This window comes from Flexivirga oryzae (assembly GCF_014190805.1).
In the GTDB taxonomy this organism is placed as follows: Bacteria; Actinomycetota; Actinomycetes; order Actinomycetales; family Dermatophilaceae; genus Flexivirga; species Flexivirga oryzae.
Window position 1 is genome coordinate 2,224,673 of record NZ_JACHVQ010000001.1, and the last position, 17,063, is coordinate 2,241,735.

General features: G+C 68.0%; 16 protein-coding genes. 9 read left to right on the top strand and 7 right to left on the bottom strand.

Annotated features, from left to right (window positions below; all coding sequences use genetic code 11):
* Window positions 1-55 precede the first annotated feature (55 nt).
* From FHU39_RS10485 to FHU39_RS10505, 5 genes are all read left to right on the top strand, one after another.
* The gene (locus tag FHU39_RS10485) at window positions 56-346 is read left to right on the top strand and encodes a hypothetical protein (protein WP_183320280.1); all 291 of its coding nucleotides are present in this window, start codon (window positions 56-58) and stop codon (window positions 344-346) included.
* Complete coding sequence (locus FHU39_RS10490; RefSeq protein WP_183320281.1) at window positions 343-558, top strand: hypothetical protein; 216 nt, start codon at window positions 343-345, stop codon at window positions 556-558. Before FHU39_RS10485 ends, FHU39_RS10490 begins: the two co-directional genes overlap by 4 nt.
* Window positions 555-848 carry a hypothetical protein gene (locus tag FHU39_RS10495; RefSeq protein ID WP_183320282.1) on the top strand — a complete coding sequence of 98 codons (294 nt, stop codon included), beginning with the start codon at window positions 555-557 and terminating at the stop codon, window positions 846-848. The genes FHU39_RS10490 and FHU39_RS10495 overlap by 4 nt, the downstream gene beginning before the upstream one ends.
* A gap of 58 nt (window positions 849-906) precedes the next feature.
* Window positions 907-1,911, top strand: a complete 1,005-nt coding sequence (locus tag FHU39_RS10500) for a DUF932 domain-containing protein (RefSeq protein ID WP_183320283.1) — start codon at window positions 907-909, stop codon at window positions 1,909-1,911.
* 91 nt (window positions 1,912-2,002) lie between these two features.
* A complete protein-coding gene (locus tag FHU39_RS10505; protein WP_183320284.1) occupies window positions 2,003-2,263 on the top strand; it encodes a hypothetical protein in 261 nt (86 codons plus the stop codon).
* A gap of 58 nt (window positions 2,264-2,321) precedes the next feature.
* Here FHU39_RS10505 and FHU39_RS10510 read toward each other — a convergent pair whose 3' ends face one another.
* Both FHU39_RS10510 and FHU39_RS10515 read right to left on the bottom strand, forming a co-directional pair.
* Window positions 2,322-2,822: a hypothetical protein gene (locus FHU39_RS10510; protein ID WP_183320285.1), complete on the bottom strand. Its 501-nt coding sequence runs from the start codon at window positions 2,820-2,822 to the stop codon at window positions 2,322-2,324.
* A gap of 4 nt (window positions 2,823-2,826) precedes the next feature.
* Window positions 2,827-3,240 (bottom strand): hypothetical protein, encoded by a 414-nt coding sequence (locus tag FHU39_RS10515; protein ID WP_183320286.1) that lies wholly within the window; start codon window positions 3,238-3,240, stop codon window positions 2,827-2,829.
* Window positions 3,241-3,476: 236 nt separating this feature from the next.
* On the opposite strand from FHU39_RS10515, the gene mobF reads away from it, so the two are divergent.
* From mobF to FHU39_RS10530, 4 genes are all read left to right on the top strand, one after another.
* Complete coding sequence (gene mobF, locus FHU39_RS23825) at window positions 3,477-4,784, top strand: MobF family relaxase (RefSeq protein ID WP_281379702.1); 1,308 nt, start codon at window positions 3,477-3,479, stop codon at window positions 4,782-4,784.
* A gap of 53 nt (window positions 4,785-4,837) precedes the next feature.
* On the top strand, window positions 4,838-9,478 hold the full coding sequence (locus tag FHU39_RS10520) for an AAA family ATPase (RefSeq protein WP_221185225.1): 4,641 nt from the start codon (window positions 4,838-4,840) through the stop codon (window positions 9,476-9,478).
* Window positions 9,475-9,972, top strand: a complete 498-nt coding sequence (locus tag FHU39_RS10525) for a hypothetical protein (RefSeq protein WP_183320287.1) — start codon at window positions 9,475-9,477, stop codon at window positions 9,970-9,972. The genes FHU39_RS10520 and FHU39_RS10525 overlap by 4 nt, the downstream gene beginning before the upstream one ends.
* Window positions 9,973-10,046: 74 nt before the next feature.
* Entirely contained in the window at window positions 10,047-10,700 is a 654-nt protein-coding gene (locus FHU39_RS10530) for a prepilin peptidase (RefSeq protein ID WP_183320288.1), read from the top strand.
* Between the two features lie 7 nt (window positions 10,701-10,707).
* Here the strand turns inward: FHU39_RS10530 and FHU39_RS10535 are convergent, their stop codons facing one another.
* The 5 genes from FHU39_RS10535 to FHU39_RS10555 form a co-directional block, all read right to left on the bottom strand.
* Entirely contained in the window at window positions 10,708-11,379 is a 672-nt protein-coding gene (locus FHU39_RS10535) for a hypothetical protein (RefSeq protein WP_221185226.1), read from the bottom strand.
* A complete protein-coding gene (locus FHU39_RS10540) occupies window positions 11,376-12,830 on the bottom strand; it encodes a type IV secretory system conjugative DNA transfer family protein (RefSeq protein WP_183320289.1) in 1,455 nt (484 codons plus the stop codon). The genes FHU39_RS10535 and FHU39_RS10540 overlap by 4 nt, the downstream gene beginning before the upstream one ends.
* Window positions 12,827-13,279, bottom strand: coding sequence for a hypothetical protein (locus FHU39_RS10545; RefSeq protein ID WP_183320290.1), 453 nt, complete (start codon window positions 13,277-13,279; stop codon window positions 12,827-12,829). Before FHU39_RS10545 ends, FHU39_RS10540 begins: the two co-directional genes overlap by 4 nt.
* A 656-nt stretch (window positions 13,280-13,935) precedes the next feature.
* A complete protein-coding gene (locus tag FHU39_RS24695; protein WP_183320291.1) occupies window positions 13,936-15,513 on the bottom strand; it encodes a peptidoglycan DD-metalloendopeptidase family protein in 1,578 nt (525 codons plus the stop codon).
* A gap of 4 nt (window positions 15,514-15,517) precedes the next feature.
* The gene (locus tag FHU39_RS10555) at window positions 15,518-17,032 is read right to left on the bottom strand and encodes an ATP-binding protein (protein ID WP_183320292.1); all 1,515 of its coding nucleotides are present in this window, start codon (window positions 17,030-17,032) and stop codon (window positions 15,518-15,520) included.
* Window positions 17,033-17,063: the final 31 nt, after the last annotated feature.

A 17,063-nucleotide genomic window follows, 5' to 3' on the forward strand; every position in this document is an offset into this window, starting at 1 on the left:
CGGTGGCGTGCCCGTGCAGTGCACGCCACCGGCCCTCTCGAAAGGACACCCCCCCATGAGCACCACGACGCCCGACACCGCCGCCCACACGCGAGATGAGGTGTGCGCCTTCCTCAAAGTCCGATTCAGCGGAGAGCGACGATTCGTGTTCGTCACCCCGTCATATGGCACCACACGTTTGAAGTTCCACGCGGCGATGATCCCGACCCGCGCACGCGCGATTGCCGCCGCCGAGGCTCAGCTGGAGCACGCGTCGGAGTACGGCATCGAGGCCGTCGCGGTCATGCAAGGAGGGCGGCGCGTGTTTCACCGGCTGGCCGCGACCGCGAAGGAGGCAGCCCGATGAGCGTGCGCTACGAATGGATGCGCGCCCGCACGGCCAGCACCGAGGTTGTGACTGCCGGGTGCGAACTCGGCACGGAGGTCGTCGACGCACCCCTCGCGCTGCTGGTCGCGTGCGATGAGGTGACCGTGATCGAAGGCAGCGGCGAGGAGCTCCAGGAGCTGCTGAACCGCGCACTGGACCAGGTCCGCGCGGCGACCGGTGACCCCTCATGAGCGCAGCCCCCGCAACCCCGTCCGACACGCCTTCCGCGTTCACCTATGACCGGTGGCGGCACGGCGGCTGGTACGTCCTCGAAGTGCGCTACCCGGGCGGCGCGATTGGCTGCGTCAGTCGCAACTTCCCGGACCGCAAATGGCGCATCGTCTGCGACCGGCGACCGGGCGACATCACCTACCGATCCCGCGACGCGGCCGCGCGCGCCGAGTACCAGCTAGCCCGCGCACAGCCTGCCGACACATCGACCGCGAATTCGCCTGCCCCTGTGGACAACTCATCTCAGTAGAGTAGAAAAACTAGAATTTAGTTTGTCAGGACAGAGAACCACCCGAGAGGAACCACTCATGGCTCACCAGATCGAGACCCACGGCGACCAGGCCGCTGCCGTCTTCGCGCGCAAGGACGCGTGGCACCGGCTCGGCACCGTCGTGCGCGACCGCGCGTTCACCGCCGAAGAAGCGATGACGCTCGGCCACCTGGGCAATTGGAACGTCCGCAAGGTGCCGCTCACCGCGACCGAGATCACCGAGGACGGCGTCACGACGATGGCCGCGCCAGGGTTCGCGACCGTGCGCACCAACCCGTTCACCGAAGAGGCCGAGGCACTTGGCGTCGTCGGCTCCGGATATACGCCCTTGCAGAACGAGGAGCACGCCGCGTTCCTCAACACGTTGTCGCACGAATCCGGCGCAGTCTTCGAGACCGCAGGCTCGCTGCGCGGAGGCCGTCAGGTGTTCGTCACCATGCGGCTACCGGAGTCGCTGAAGGTGGGCGGCTCTGATCGCGTCGACCTCAACATTGCCGCCTTGAACAGTCACGACGGGTCGTCGGCGTTCCGCATTGTGATCACGCCCGTGCGCGTGGTGTGCGCGAACACTCAAGCCGCCGCGCTGCGCGACCACGTGTCCAGTTTCAGCATTCGGCACACGGCCAACGCCAAGAGCGCCGTGCAGGAGGCCCGCGACGCTCTGGGGCTGACTCTCGCCTACTGCGAAGAGTTCGAGGTCGAGGCCGAGAAGCTGATCCAGACCACGATGACCGACGCCGAGTTCGACTCGCTGGTGCGTCGCTGCTTCCCCGAACCGTCGTCCGCATCGGTGCGCACGCTCAACGCACACCGAGAGCGCAACGCGAAGCTGTCGTACCTGTGGCACGACGCCGAGACGCAGGCCGGCATTCGGGGCACCGCGTGGGCCGGCTACCAGGCGGTCGTGGAGTACATCGACCACTTCTCCCCCGTGCGGGCCGGCAACCGCGACCAGGCGTCCGCCCGCGCGGCCCGGTTGCTCACCAGCGACGACCTGGCGCGGGTCAAGCGCACCGCGTGGGACGAGGTCGTCCCGGCCTGATCCACCCGAGCAACGGTGACGCCGCGCCGATCCACGCGACGCGGCGTCACCGTCCACCACCACCGCAACCGATCAGCAAGGAGTCACCCTCATGACCACAACCCGACGCGACGGCGTCACCGCCCACCCGGACGGCATCCAGCTGGTGCTGGGCGAGTCCGTCGTTTTCCACGACAGCGACGGCAATGTGTTGACCGCCGCCGTACGCGGTGACGACGACGGCCCGGCGACCGTCGTCCTGACGGTCGAGGGCGATGCCCTCACCGTCACCCCGCGCACCGCTCGTGCCCTGGCAGCCGCGTTGACCGGCATCGCCAACACCGCCGAGATTGTCGAGTGCTTGCCCGTGTAGTTCCTGCCCTGACAAGACGAGGCGACCGGCTCACCCGCGCCGGTCGCCTTGTCGCGTCTCACCACAGCGCGAGCTGCTCCCCGAACAGCGCCCGCAGCCGCTCCAAGTCGTCGGCGACCTCGCGCGGATCCCGACGCGCCATATCGCGTAATTCGCGTGCGCGGCGGCGTGCCCCGCGCGGGTCGCCCAGCGGGGAGCCGGTCAACGCGCGACGGGCAACCCACTCGCGCCGGTTCTCGGCCGCCGATGACGCGACGACATGCCCCGGCCCGACCCGCTGACACAGCGGGTTGTCGCACTTGTGACCCAGTACGCGCACCGCGTCGAGTGCGTCGGCGCCGTGGACCAGGCCGAACGCGAACCGATGCGCAACGACCACGCGGTCGTGACCGAACCAGAACCGACCGTGCCCGCGCCCGCTGATCGCACCGGTCCACCAGGCGCACTCAGTGCCCGGAACCTGCACCACCTTGGCCGCGTAGCGCGCGACGACTTCGGGGTCCGCCAGTCCCTCAGCCAGCGCGGCCACGCCGCCCGGCCCGAGCCGCCGCGCGCTCACCGGCTCACGACGCCGCCGAGGTCGGCGCGCCCGCGTCGGTGTCCGCGTCGGTGTCTGCGTCCATCGATGTCGCGACCGGCGACGCTGTGGTGTCCGCGTCAGTGCCGTCGCCCTCCTCCTGCGCGGCCGGGTCGGCGGCATCCGCCGCCACGCGCCGCAGTCGTGCGACCTCGCGCGTGCTCACCTCATCGCCGCACCACTGCACGGCCTCGCGCGCCGAGAGCCGCTCGGTCTCGATCATCTCCGTCAGCGCCTCACCGGCGCGCCGGTCGGCCGCCTCGCGTTCGCGGATCGCGACCAGCACTTTGATCGCGAGGGCCTCCACCCGGCGCTCCCGCTCCGCGCGTTCCTCGCGTCTCCTGGATTGCGCATCCAGCGCCGCTCGCCGAGCTTCCTGCCTGATCGTCTGCTTGCCCATCGATGTGCACCTTTCTCGTGTCGAACCATCGCACCCCCTAAGACATCCCGACCCCCGTCAGCGGCCACCGCCGACCACCTGAGTTCCCGTCCAGCCAGCCAGCCACGACCCCTTGCCCGTTCCCCCTCCTGAACCTTGGAAGTCGAAGCCCTACACAGCTCTTGCATTCCCGGTTTTTGTTGATTTTTCAATTTGTGACCGCCAGGGCGGATCCCGCCCCTTCGGGAGGTGTGACGATGAGCATTCACAAGCTGACAGCAGGCTCCGGATACGACTATCTGACCCGCCAGGTGGCGGCCATGGACGCCACCGACAAGGGCCACACCGGCCTCGCGTCGTACTACAGCGAAAAAGGCGAGGCCCCCGGCGTCTGGGTGGGGTCCGGGATGGCTGGGATCGACGGCCTGTCCGCCGGAGATGTCGTCACCGCCGAGCAGATGCAGGCGCTGTTCGGTTCCGGGCACCATCCCCTCGCCCATGAACGGCGGGAAGCTCTCCAGGGACCGGACCTGACGAACGCGGATTACCGCGCGGTGACCCGGCTCGGGGTGCCGTTCAAGGTGTACGAGAACGACGTCTCCACCTACCGGATCGAGGTGGCGAAGCGGCTTGCCGACCTCAACGAGCAGCAGGGACTTCCCAGGGATTGGCCGGTTCCTGCCGAGGACCGAGCCCGGATCCGCACCGAGGTCGGTCGGGAGTTCTTCCGGGCCGAACACGGCCGTGACCCCCAGGACGCTCGCGAGTTGTCCGGCACCATCGCCCAGCACTCACGCCCGAAAACGAAGGCGGTCGCGGGGTTCGACCTGACCTTCAAGCCGGTCAAGAGCGTGGCGGTGCTGTGGGCGTTGGCCGATCCGGCGATCGCCGCTCGGGTCGAGCGCGCGCACCAGTCAGCCATGAAGGACGCCCTCGATTTCATCGAGGAGAACGCGCTGTACTCCAGAGAGGGAACCAACGGAGTCCGCCAGGTCGACGTCAAGGGCTTGGTTGCCACAGCCTTCACGCACCGCGATTCGCGCGCCGGCGAGCCGCTGCTGCACACACATGTGGCCGTCGCGAACAAGGTGCAGACGCTCGGCGGCAAATGGCTGGCGATCGACGGCAGGGTCTTGTTCAAGGCGACCGTGGCAGCCTCGGAGGTCTACAACAGCTCGTTGGAGCGGCACCTGGCCACCGACCTGGGGGTCGAATTCGAGGAACGCCCGGACGACGACCCGCGCAAGCGCCCGGTCCGGGAATTGGTGGGCGTCGATCCGCGCCTGCGGGAACGATGGTCGTCTCGTCGTGCGGCGATCGAGGTCCGCCGTGACGAACTCGCCACCGACTTTCAGCGCGCGCACGGCCGGCCGCCGACCCCCATCGAAGCGGTTCAGCTATCCCAGCAGGCCACCCTGGAAACTCGCGACCCGAAGCACGAGCCACGCACCCTCGCCGATCAGCGCGCAACCTGGCGGGAGCAGGCGCGCGAGGTCCTCGGCGGCGACAAGGGCATCGCCTCGATGCTCTCGGAAACGTTGGGATCACGCTTCCCAAAAGGCTAAGCCGGTACGCCCGGGTCGACGTCACCAAGACGGCCCGGACGGTCATCACACAGATGGAAAACCGGCGGTCCAACTGGCAGGTCTGGCACGTGCGTGCCGAGGCCGAGCGACAGATCCGCGGCGCGGGAGCATCACCGGGGCGCATGCCGGGACTCGTCGACCAGGTGGTCGCCCGTGCCCTGAAGATCTCAGTGTCGATGGCCCGCCCCGAGCGCGACGTCGTCGAGCCGGAGCCCCAGCGACGCCGGGACGGGTCCTCGGTCTACTCGGTGGCCGGCGCCGATCTGTTTACATCGACCAAGGTGATCGCGGCCGAGAAGCGGCTGGTGGAGGCTGCCAGCCGCACCGATGGGCTCGCCGTCGATGAATCAGCGGTCGATATGGCCCTCATGGAGAGCGTTGCCAACGGGGTCACACTCAACGCCGGCCAGACATCACTCGTGGGTGAGATGGCCACCTCCGGGGCACGCCTCCAACTGGCGATCGCGCCCGCCGGGTCTGGCAAGACGACCGCCATGCGGGCCTTGTCGGGCGCGTGGATCGAAGGCGGTGGCCAGGTACTGGGGCTCGCCCCATCCGCGGCGGCTGCCGCGGCACTGCGGTCCCAGATCGACACCAGTACCGACACCCTGGCCAAGCTCGTGCACGAGCTCACCAGCCGCGACCCGAACGCCCGCACCTGGCTTGACGTCCCGATCAGCGAGAAGAACGAGGCAAAGGCCGCCGGTGCCCGTTGGGATCCGCAAGCCCGCTCCTGGTACGCCCCCGCCGGCGCGAAACAGGTCGCCGAAGGGGCGCCTCTGGCGCCCTGGCGGGTATCAGCCACCGATATCGGGCCCAAGACGCTGGTCGTTCTCGACGAGGCCGGCATGGCCGACACAATCTCCCTCGATCTGGCAGTCCAGTTCGTCCTCGACAGAGGCGGCAGCGTGCGCTTGATCGGCGACGATCAGCAGCTGGCCGCCATCGGCGCCGGCGGTGTCCTGCGCGACATCCAAACCACCCACGGCGCCTGCCGACTGACCGAACTCGTCCGGTTCGTCGACCCCGCCGAGGGTGCCGCATCCCTCGCGCTGCGCGAAGGTCGGCCCGAGTCGCTCGGGTTCTATCTGGATCGGGACCGGGTCCACGTCGGTGACCTGGCGACCATGACCGAGGACGTGTTCGGGGCGTGGCAAGCCGACCGCGGCAAGGGTCTGGACTCCATCATGCTCGCGCCCACCCGCGAGCTGGTCAGCGAACTCAACCAACGAGCCCGCGCGCACCGACTCGAGGGCGCCGGTGACGACTCCGTCGACGACCCCGGCGAACAGGGGCCGACGGTGCGCCTGGCGGACGGCAACCTGGCCAGCGTCGGCGAACTGATCATCACCCGCTCCAACGATCGCCGGCTGCGGTCATCCTCGACCGATTGGGTGAAGAACGGCGACCGCTGGAGCGTGCTCGAGATCGACGACGGCCAGCTGCGGGTTCAGCACACCCAGAGCGGCCGGCTGGTGACCCTGCCGGCGGACTACGTCAGCAAGAACACCGAGCTGGGCTACGCAACGACGGTGCACACGGCTCAGGGCGTGTCGGTGGACACCATGCACGGGCTCGCCAGCGGTGACGAATCACGGCAGCAGCTGTACACGATGTTGACCCGCGGAAAGCAGTCCAACCACGTGTACCTGGAGGTCGTCGGAGACGGTGACCCGCACAGCGTCATCCGCCCGGAGATGACCCACCCGCTGACCCCGACCGACCTACTCGAGCAGATCCTGGCGCGCGACGACGCACCCCGGTCGGCAACCACCATGCTGCGCGAGCAGAGCGAGCCGGCCACGCTGCTCGGTCAGGCAACACAGCGTTACCTCGATGCCCTGTACACCGCGGCCGAGCATCAGTTGGGCACGGAGAAGGTCGCCGCTTTGGAAGCGGATGTCGAGCGTGTGGTCCCTGACGTCACGGAGCAGCCCGCCTGGCCGGCGTTGCGCGCCCACCTGATCCTCACCAGCGCTCACGGCGTCGACCCGATCGTGCAGCTGCGCGCGGCCGCCGAGTCTCGTGAGCTCGACACCGCCGGCGACACCGCTGCGGTGCTGGACTGGCGGCTGGACGACACCGGCCTGCGTGGTGGTAGCCGCGGACCGCTGTCGTGGGTCCCCGGCGTGCCTTCGTCCCTGTCCGAGAACACGGTGTGGGGCTCCTACCTGACCCAGCGGGCCGCGAAGGTCACCGACCTGGCAGCCACTGTTCGTGAGGAGGCATCCTCCGGTACGACGCCGAGCTGGGCATCCGCCGGTGCCGGCCGGCCCGACGATGCGGTGCTGGGCGACGTGGCGGTATGGCGGGCCGCGATGCTCGTCGACGACGCCGACCGTCGTCCCACCGGTCGGGCGCAGATGCAGAAGGCGGCCGCGATCTGGCAGCGCAAGCTGAATGAGCGGCTCGTCGGCGACCGTGCCCCCGCGATGGAGGAATGGGGCCCGCAGATCGCCGCGGCCTCCCGTGCCACCGGCAGCGACCCGTTCGCGCCGATCCTGGCCGAACGGCTCGCTGCGATGGCCCGCTCCGGGGTCGACGCCGCCGGCATGGTGCGGCGTGCTGCCGCGACGGGCACCCTGCCCGACGATCACGCCGCTGCCGCGTTGTGGTGGCGCATCAGTCGTCACCTGTCCCCGGCCGTCGCCGAACAGGTCGACAAAGACCGCCACGTTGAGGCCGCCTGGACGCCGCGCCTGCCGGAGCTGCTGGGCCAGGACCGCGCAGCCGAAGTGCAGGCCAGCCCGTGGTGGCCCACCCTGGTCACCACTGTGGACCGCGCGCTTCAGCGCGGGTGGTCGGTCGAAGACTTGTTCCGCAGTGAAGCAGTACAGCCGCTGGAGCCTGGCGACGATCCCTGCCAGGCCTTGATTTGGCGGTTGTCCGTTGCGATGGACCCCGTCCCCGACGAGCATTACGACGCCTACCCCGACGAGGACGAGGACCTGTGGGAACACGTCCCGTTGCCCGACGACGCCGTCGTGATGTTGCCCCCCGACGTCCCCGTCGATCGGCACCCGCCGCTCGAGGACGAACCACCGCCGGACCTGGTGGACGAGATCGACGCGGACGACCTGGAGCGGCAGCTGCTCATGGCCGAGCTGCGCCGTGATGCCCTCGGACCGGTGGAGATCTCCGACGAACAGATGGACCGGTCCGCCGACCGTGCGATGCGGTTCGCGAGCAGCCCGGTCAGCAACGACCGGATCGCGCACATCAACACGCTCACCCTCGCGTATTACCGTCAGCAGCTGCCCGGGTCGTGGGCCGCGCAGCACCTGGTCGACCGGTTCGGCGACGATCTCGCCGCGGATGAACGATTCCGGCCCGGCTTCGCCCCGCCGGGGTGGGACCGCCTGGTCAAGCATCTGCGCACCTTGGGCGTCGGCGACGAGGAAATGGTCGCGGCCGGTGTCGCGAAACGGAACGAGTCGACCGGGCGGATCCGCGACCACTTCGTCAATCGCCTGGTCTTGCCGATCGTCCACCGCCGCGACGGCTGGGAGAACTTCGAGACCGTGCCTTTCGCCGGCGGCGATGTCGTCCTGGGCTTCGTTGGACGCCGGCACCCTGACCTCACGGACGAGGACAAGAGCGGCCCGAAATACCTCAATAGTCCGACCACCTCACTGTTCGCCATGGGCGCGCAGTTGTATGTCGCGGGCAACGATCTCTGCGAGAACGGCGCGCGGCCGGTGCTCGTCGAGGGTCCGATGGACGCCATCGCGATCACCCTCGCCTCGGCGGGGCAGCTGGTCGGGGTCGCCCCGCTGGGCACCTCCCTCACCGAGGAACAGTCCCAGCAGCTCGCGGCGATCCGGGAACACTTTGGCGCGGGCACCGCCTCCGATCTGGACTCCTCCGCGGCAGAGTTCGACCCGTGGCTGATCGTCGCCACGGACAACGACGAGAACCTGTCCGGACAGGTAGCCGCCGAGCGCGACTACTGGCTCTTGGCCCCCCACGACCTGGACTCCGGGCACGCCACGTTCCCGTCCGGTCTCGACCCGGCCGACATGTACACGCTGCGTGGGCCGGCCGCGCTGCGTGAGGTGCTCAAGCAGCCGAACGCGCTGGCCAATTCGCTGCTGGAGGAGCGGCTGACCAACCTGCCTCCGGGCCAGGCCCGTACGGCCGGGGCACAGATCATCGCTGCCCGCCCGGCCCGGCACTGGCGGGATGGGATGTCACGTATCTCCGACCGGCTGCACATCAGCACCTCTATGGCACAGCGCGACTTGATCCCGGCCGCTGACTCGTGGGTGGGCGATCGCCGTCAGGCGGCGCGCACCCAGCTCGATCAGGTTGCGGAGGTGCGGGATCGTATGAAGCAGGCCGCGCAGCTGCCACCGCACGAGCGGTGGGCCGGTCTCGCCGGCGAACTCGACCCTCGACTCCCCCGGCAGGCCGACTGGCCGGCGTTGGCGCAGATGCTCGACCAGGCAGCCGCTGAAGGGCACGACGTGCCGGCAGTCGCGCGCCAGCTGGTCGCTGAACGTCCGTTGGCTGAGCAGCCGGCCCAGGACCTGCGCTACCGCCTGGTCGCGACGCTCGACGTCCAGGTCGATACCGGCGGACCCGTTTCCGGCACACCTCAGTCGGGGGCCGCGCCGGAGCGGCGCTCACCGACCACGGCACCGACCGATCGCCCGGTCGGTCCTCGCCGATGACCAGCCCCGTCGTTGTCGAGCAGGTTGCGGCGCTGCGGGCCCGGCTGCTCGAGCCGGGCAACGTGGAGCAACTGCGCATCACGGCACTTCGCGACGACCTGGTCGTGATCGCCTTGCTGCAAGTCCCGAAGCCGTTGCGCCGTAACGGCATTGGGACTCAGACTCTCTGCGACCTGACGGCGGCCGCCGATCGTCACGGCTGGACTCTCGCGGGCACTCCGGACACCTCATTCGGTTCGTCCCGTGCCGGCCTCGACCGGCTGTATCGGCGGTTTGGGTTCATGTCCAACCGTGGCCGGCGCGCCGACTTCACGATCTCCGAGAGCCTTGTGCGCACACCGCAGCGGATGCCTACGGCCTCCACCGGCAGCGACGGTGGCCGGTTGACTGATCTGGATCGCGCCGAGGCCCAGCAGGTCAGCGGGCGTCGAGATCCGGCCCGGCCGGATCCGGCGCCGAGTATGACGGTTCGCCTGCGCGCACCCCGGCGCTGAAGAACTACACGTAGCGCGCCGGGGCTGTGGATGACGCAGCGGCGCGAGCTGCCGATTCCCGTACCGTCAGCGCCATGGACACCGCAGGTTTCACCGTGGCCGCGGCACTGGTCGGCGTCACCGCCGGGGTCCTGAGTGTCCGCAACCTACGCGCCCTGCGGTACCGCTACGACTACGAAGCTGTTCTTCCGCAGCCGTCCTCGGTGGCATGGGTGTTGCCGACTGCCGTGATAGCTGCCGTGGCCCTGGGCCTGCGGTTGTCACCCGACCGGCCGTGGGCGTTGCTGTTACTGGCGCCATTGGCGATCGCCGGGCCGTGGCTCGCCGCGGTCGACCTGGACGTGCACCGGCTGCCGGATCGCGTGCTCGGACCGGTTGCGGTCGCCTCGCTACTCGCGGTCGTCGTTGTCTCGGCCGCGACGCACCGGTTCCAGGTGCCGGTCCTGGGTGTAGTCGGCCTCGTCCTGGCCGGCGGCTGCTACTTCACGCTGCACGTGGCCGGCGGTGGCGCGGTCGGGCTCGGCGACGTCAAGCTCGCGGCCGTCCTGGGTCTCGCCCTCGGGGCTGTCGGCCTTGGTGTGCTGTGGTGGGCGATGTTGCTGTCCTCGTTGTTGTGCCTGGTGTGGGTCGCGGTCACGCGGCGCGGCAAGTCCAGCAGCACTCGGATCGCGTTCGGACCGTGGATGCTGCTGGGCTCACTCATCGCTGTGGCGGTCTTCGCGCCCTGATCTTCGGCTACTCCGGTTGGGGACCGTCCGGCACATCGCCCAGCTCGCCGGTGTCCAGGTTGACCGAAGCCAGCCGGGGGCGGCTCTCCTGCTCGACCTTGTGCTCGATTTTGCGGCCGAGTGCGGTCGTGCGAACGTCGGCGGCGTAGGTCTCCTGCCGCTCGTGCACCGTCTGATCGCTTGTGAACCGGGCATACCGGCCTCGGCCCGGCCAGCCTTGGTGGCCGTCCTCGCAGTGATCTTTGAGCCGGTTGCGCATCCGGTCGGCGAACGCCGGCAGCGCGTAGCGGTGCCATTCCTCCATCGCGTTGCTGTCGAAGGCGAGGCCCGCGCGGCGTCGTTGGTCCGCCAGCACCGCGATCTCGTGCATCAGATGGGGGTGCTGGGGCCAGCACGGAGGGATAGCCCCGGCCACGTCCCAGGTGTACTCCCGGTTGAGCCAGCTGACGACTTCCTCCAGCCATTCCCACAGCTGCTCGCGCAGTTCGGGTCGACGACACGTCGGCGGATCCCACGGCCGCGGCAGCATGTGCAACGGCCCGAGAGCCTTGACCTGGTCCTTGTCGCCATTGGCGGCGATGCTGAGCTCCCGGTAGGCCAGCCGCACCATGCTGCCGCCTTCCGGGAAGGGGCGCACCATCGAGGCGACCAGGGGTTCACGCGCGGCATCGGTATTCACTGCTGACTCCTGTCAACGGTCAGGCCCCGGCGCTTGGCTTCCACCAGGGCTGCGGTTGTGCGGGCTTCGGGGGTGATGGCCTTGCGGCGGACGGCCGCCAAAGAGACCCGCAGCTTGTCCTGCTCGGCCAGCAGCTGCTTACCTGCGGCTCCGTCGATGGACCGATGCAAGCGGGCGATGATCGGCTTGCCGTTCTCGGCGATCACCAAGGCGTGCCGCTCCTCCAACTGCCGGATCTCCTCCGGTCGCAGGATCGCGATGTCCTCCCCTGAGGTGGTGCGTCCGCCCATCTGCCCGGTCTGCCAGCTGGTGCGTGAGACCCGGACCATGCCGACCAGGTCGGAGATCTCCTGGTTGAACGCCACGTCCTTGGAGCCGCCGAACATGATCAGCGTGTTGGTCAACCCGAACAACGCTCGGGCATCGTTCTCACCGAAGATCGAGGAGAGCTGGCGCCAGGTCTGCGCCGCGTAGATGAATGACAGCCCCAGGGCTCGTTCGTTGGCCATCCGAGTCCGCAACGTCGGCAGCGGCGCCGTGGACGGCAGTTCGTCCAGGCAAGCTAGGAACGGTGGGCACAACCTGCCCCACGGTGAACTATTGGCCGCCATTAGCGCCATGTCGAGGACGTGCTCGGCAACCGCGGTCATCAGCGGCGATGCGCTGGCGTACGGGTCTTCCCGGCCGAGCAGGTAGATCGTGCCGCCCTGCTGGATGACCTTGGCGATGTCGGTTGCCGGCCGGCCGTCTCCGGGCACGCACCGGCGGCGGATGTCTTGCTGGAAGAACAGGCTCATCGCTTGCTGCACCGTGGTGATGGTGTTGCCGGCGGTGCGATCGTCGCCGTTCAACGCCCCGTGCAGCAGACCGTGCCAGAACGGTGCAGCGTGCGGGTGCTCGCGCAGGATCTCGGTCGGGTCGGTGGTGCTCTGCGGATTCGCCACCCACCGCAGCACGTCCTCGAGCGTCCGACCGCTCAGTGCGGCAGCGTGGAAGTAGGCCTGGAGGACCTTGGCTGCTTCGGCGGCGTAGAACCGCGCGGCGTCATCGCCCTGACCGCCCTGGATGGCTCCCTTGACGGTGCCGGCGGTGAACGCTTTGGCTCTGCGTTCCGCGATCATTGAGTCGACGCAGCCGGCGATCGGGTCGAAGATCAACTCGGTCAGCCCGCTGGCCAGCCCGAACGGGTCGAGCACCACGCACGGGCGTCCGTCCCGCTGCCGGGCGGTCAGGCTCAGCAGGAGGTCGTCGAGCTTCGTCAACGTGACCAACGCTCCCCCGGGTGCGCCGAGTAGCGCCGGGATCAGCAGATCGAGGGTCTTACCGGAACCCTGAGGGCCGATCACGCCGGCGGTACGGTCCCACGGCTGCCACAGTTCGCCACCGCGTGGCTCGTGCGCTGTGCCGATCTTCCAGCCGACGTCGGTCGGGTCTACTCGTAACGCCCTCATCGGCTGTTCTTCTTGCCGTACAGGTCCGGTCGGACCACCGGTGCGACCTCTCGCAAATGCGACCGGCCCAGCAGCTCTTCAACTTCCGCACGGCTGGCCATTCCGCGCAGTCGGTTCGGTCCCCAACGGTCCATCCCAACTTTCACGCCCCAGCTTGCGGCCACGATCAAACCCAGTTCGACGACGATTACGCACGTCCACAACAGATGCGCGCCGGCGACGTGGCCTGCGCCGGTGAGGCCGCTATCGGCGTGCCCGCCCAGGACCCCCGGCAAGCTGCTGAACAGCTCGGCTCTGGGTGCCCACGTCCAACCGTCCCCCGACAACAGGTTCGCGATCGCTCGACCCAGCTGCGCGCCGAGCGACAACACCACCAAGATGGCCACCGTGATCGCGAACGGGATCTCCCATGTCCACGGGACTGGGTCGCGGCGGCGAGCTTTCTGCATCGTTCCTCCTAGGTTGGCTCTGCTGTCCAGAAGGGGAAGAAGGAACTCCTGGCGGTCACCGCCGCTCGCGCGATGTGTCAGGACCCGGCGCAGGCGTCGCGGATCCGCACGCGCACTTGACACATGGTGGGCATCATCGCCGGTGCGCCCGATGTCAGACGGGCCGGACGAAGCCCTCTGAGCTGGGTGCACAAATAACGCTGTAGGGCCACTGCCGTCCTCGACGAGCGGTCCGCACTTTTAAGTCATCGTCGTGCCCTTGCTTACAGCTGTCCTCGCCGACGGACTCTCTTGAGCAGCGCTCGGAGTGCACATTTAACGCTGGGGGTCACCGCGGCGTTCTCCGAATCCGCTCTATTTGTAACGTTTTCGGCGGACCACTAGCGATCGCGCACGGGGCCGCCCAGTTGATCAACTGTCTCCTCCGTGGGCCCTGCCGCTGCATCCTCATGCGGCTCTGATTTCTGCCCGACGGTGTCGCGAGGTGACAGGCGCGGCTGCATCCCGAGGTGGGTCATGCGATCGATTCCGCTCGACAGGCGTGGGATTAGACATAACCCGACCTACGTCAGCGTGATCAGCCCATAACATCAGGTTTACTTGTCGCAGCGGGGGCGTTGAGACAAGTTCGCTGCATCTCGACAGGTGATGATGATTTACATGGTGTGTTTGCCGCTGTCGGCGATGTCACCTACGCGCCATACCTGGAAGATGTGCTTGTTCTTCATGTCGTACGAGTAGTCGGTCATCGCGACTCCGATTTTCGGGTTCTGCGCACCGATCGCTTGGTGTGTGGCGGGGTTGAAGACCACTTCGACGTGGCCGATGGCGTTGGGGCCGAGGTAGCTGTCGAAGAAGATCAGGTCGCCGGGCTTGGCGTCGCTGGGTGACACCCGGAATCCGTTCCCGGACGCGAGCCATTTCTGCTGCACCTGAGCAGTCCTGGGCATGGTGATGCCTATTTGTCGGTATGCCGCCGAGGCGAAGCTGGAGCAGTCCCAGGTGTGAGGCCCGTTGGCCCCCATCACGTAGTTGTCACCCAGGTGGCTCTTGGCCCATGTGAGCAGTTTCTTCACTCGTTTGCTTTTCAGCGGAGGCAGGTCAGGGTTTCCGTTGCCCTTCCCGGTACCGCACTCGGTGGGGTCCCCTTGCACGGTGCCGCCACCGTATTTGGCGGCGTAGTACAGCACGTCGTTGACGTACCACTGGGCGTGGTTGTATCCGAAGATCGCCCGTTTGACGCCTGCTGCTCCGCCGGTGGTCACGCCGAGCTTTGTCAGATAGTTCGCCGCCGTCATGATGGAATCGGCGTTGTTGTCGATGTCGGCTTTACCGTCGCCGTCGCCGTCGACCCCGTATGTCGCCCAGGTCGAGGGCATGAACTGCATCAGCCCCTGGGCCCCGGCGGAGCTCGTTCCCAGATTGAGTCCGTGCGAGGTCTCTTCCATGCCGATTCCGGCCAGCAGGGTCCACGGCAACTTGTAGCGCTTGGCGGCCTTCACGTAGAACGCCTTGATCGCGCTGGGGATGACGATGGGCGGGATGTGCAGCGACGCCTTCCGCGGCTTACCGGGCGGCGGCAGCGGGAACCCGATCCCGCCTTCCCCGCCGGGGTCACCCGGCGGCGTTTTCTTGGGTGGGGTCGGTGCGACTTGTTGCCCGTTGAGGGGTGCCCCGTGCTGGCTCATGAACGGCACGGGGTTGATGTACTTGCCGTTTTCGGCGACGCCGAAGTGCAGGTGGTTGCCGGTCGAGTTCCCTGTCGATCCTTCCAGCCCAAGGCGCTGCCCGATGGTGACCTTCGATCCGACCTTGATCTTCGCGTCGAGCTTGGCCATGTGGCCGTAGGTCGTCGAGATCCCGGAGCCGTTGTCGAGTACGACGGCGTTCCCCAGCCCGCCGTAGGGGCCCGCGACTTTGACGGTGCCGGCCGCAGCGGCGAGCACCGGCGCCGGCTTGGGGAGCATCGCGATGTCGACGCCTTCGTGGTAAGTGGAACCGACGCCGCCACCTGGCGATGTCCGGTGGCCGAACCCGGAGGTGATGACGTACTTCTGCGCCGTCGGCACACGCCATGGTCCGGTCGCGACGGTCGAACCCGATTGACATTCCTGCGCTTTGAGCTCTTCCCCGGCAGCTGGGGACGACACCACGACGATCATCACGGCTGCCGCGAGGGGTGCGGCCATCATGAGGGCCAGGACCATCGCGAGACCGATGACGACCTTCTTCATGGGCTCAGGCCGCCGACTCGATTGCCTCGTTGGTGAAGGTCAGCTCGCGCTCGAGCGGGTGGAGCACCGTCTGCACTTTGTACATCTGCTCGCCGACGACCCACAGGCCTCGGCCCTTGCCTTGCATGCCCCAGCCGGTGATCAGGGAGCGGGCGATGGGGCCCAGGCCGAGGAGTTGTTCGAGTTCGTCGCCGATCGCGTTGTCTTGGCCCATCAGGATCTTGATGTCTGCCAGGTGCATGAGGTCTTTGGCGATCGCGACGGCTTGCGATCCCTGGTCGCCGGCCGACATCGGGTCTGACGGCTTGTGGGCGTTGGCCCATTGGATGTCGCCGTCAGCGCGGGAGAGTCGCAGATCCGCGTCATACGCCTTGACTGCCTCGGGGCCAAGACGGAATTGCTTCCAAACCTCGTCGCGGACCACAACTCGCAGGTCCCCGGGATCGGCCATCTCGCGCATGCCGCGTCCCCACGAGCCGACGCAGGTGAGCGCGATGCCCATCGCGTCATCGCCCAGAGGTTCGAGCCGGCGCAGGCTCAGGCTCTGAATCGGGGCCTTCCAGTCGACGTCGATCGTGGTGTGCGCATCGAACATTCCGGCCAATGCACCGGAGACCAGCTGGCCGAGGGCGTTGCGCAGCAACCGTGTCTCGTCGAGGAAGTGCCGGTCCGAGCTGTAGCGGCACTCGGCGATCAGCTCCTCGGTCGGATTGTGCAGCAGGTACCAGAGTTCCGGGATGGTGGTTTCCCGCAGCCGCGATGCGCCGGCGCCGTATCCGGTGAGCACCCGCAACGCGTTCTCGACGACGTTGCCTTCGTCGGGGCCGAATGGCACACGGTCCTCACCGATGCGTTGGGAGCCGACGAGCCCGCGGACCAGGGTGAGCCATCGTCCGAAGATGATCGGGGCACGACGCTGAGCTTCCTCGGCGGACAGCTTCTCCCACCCCTGGCCCAGCGGACCGAATGCCAGCGGGTTGATCCGCGCGGGCATTCCGGGGCCGATCGCAAACGGCTCCACTCCCAGCGCCAGGCAGAGCTTTTCGTACTCGTCTTTCGGGTCGCCCAGGATCAGCGTGCGGTAGCCGAAGTCCATCATCCGCAGGCAGAAGGCCTTGGTGTTGCCGGATTTTCCGCGGCCCGGTTTGCCGAACTGCATGATGTTGGAGTTGGTGACCGGGACCTCGTCGTTCAGCACCCATCCGAAGGGGTCGGCGAAGAACGAGCCGCCGCTGAGCTGGTCGATGCCCATCTGTGCGCCGGTGGGCGGAAGCCCCGGTGTCGCCACGAAGGGCCACAGGACCGGCGCCTGGTCCGATGTCATCCGCCAAGCGGTCACGGGTGCCTTGGCTGGTGCCCAGCCTCGGCCGCGGCGTTTGGCTCCGCCGCGGGACGCGTAGTGGAACAGCCGGGGGTCTTTCGGGGTCGGTAGCGGCGCGGGGACCCGTGGCAGTTCGTGCCCGAAGTCGTGGAGCAGTCGGGCCATATCGCGGCCGTCTTTGCGGCGTGGCTTCATCATCGCTTCTGCTCCTGAATCTCCTGCGTGAGAA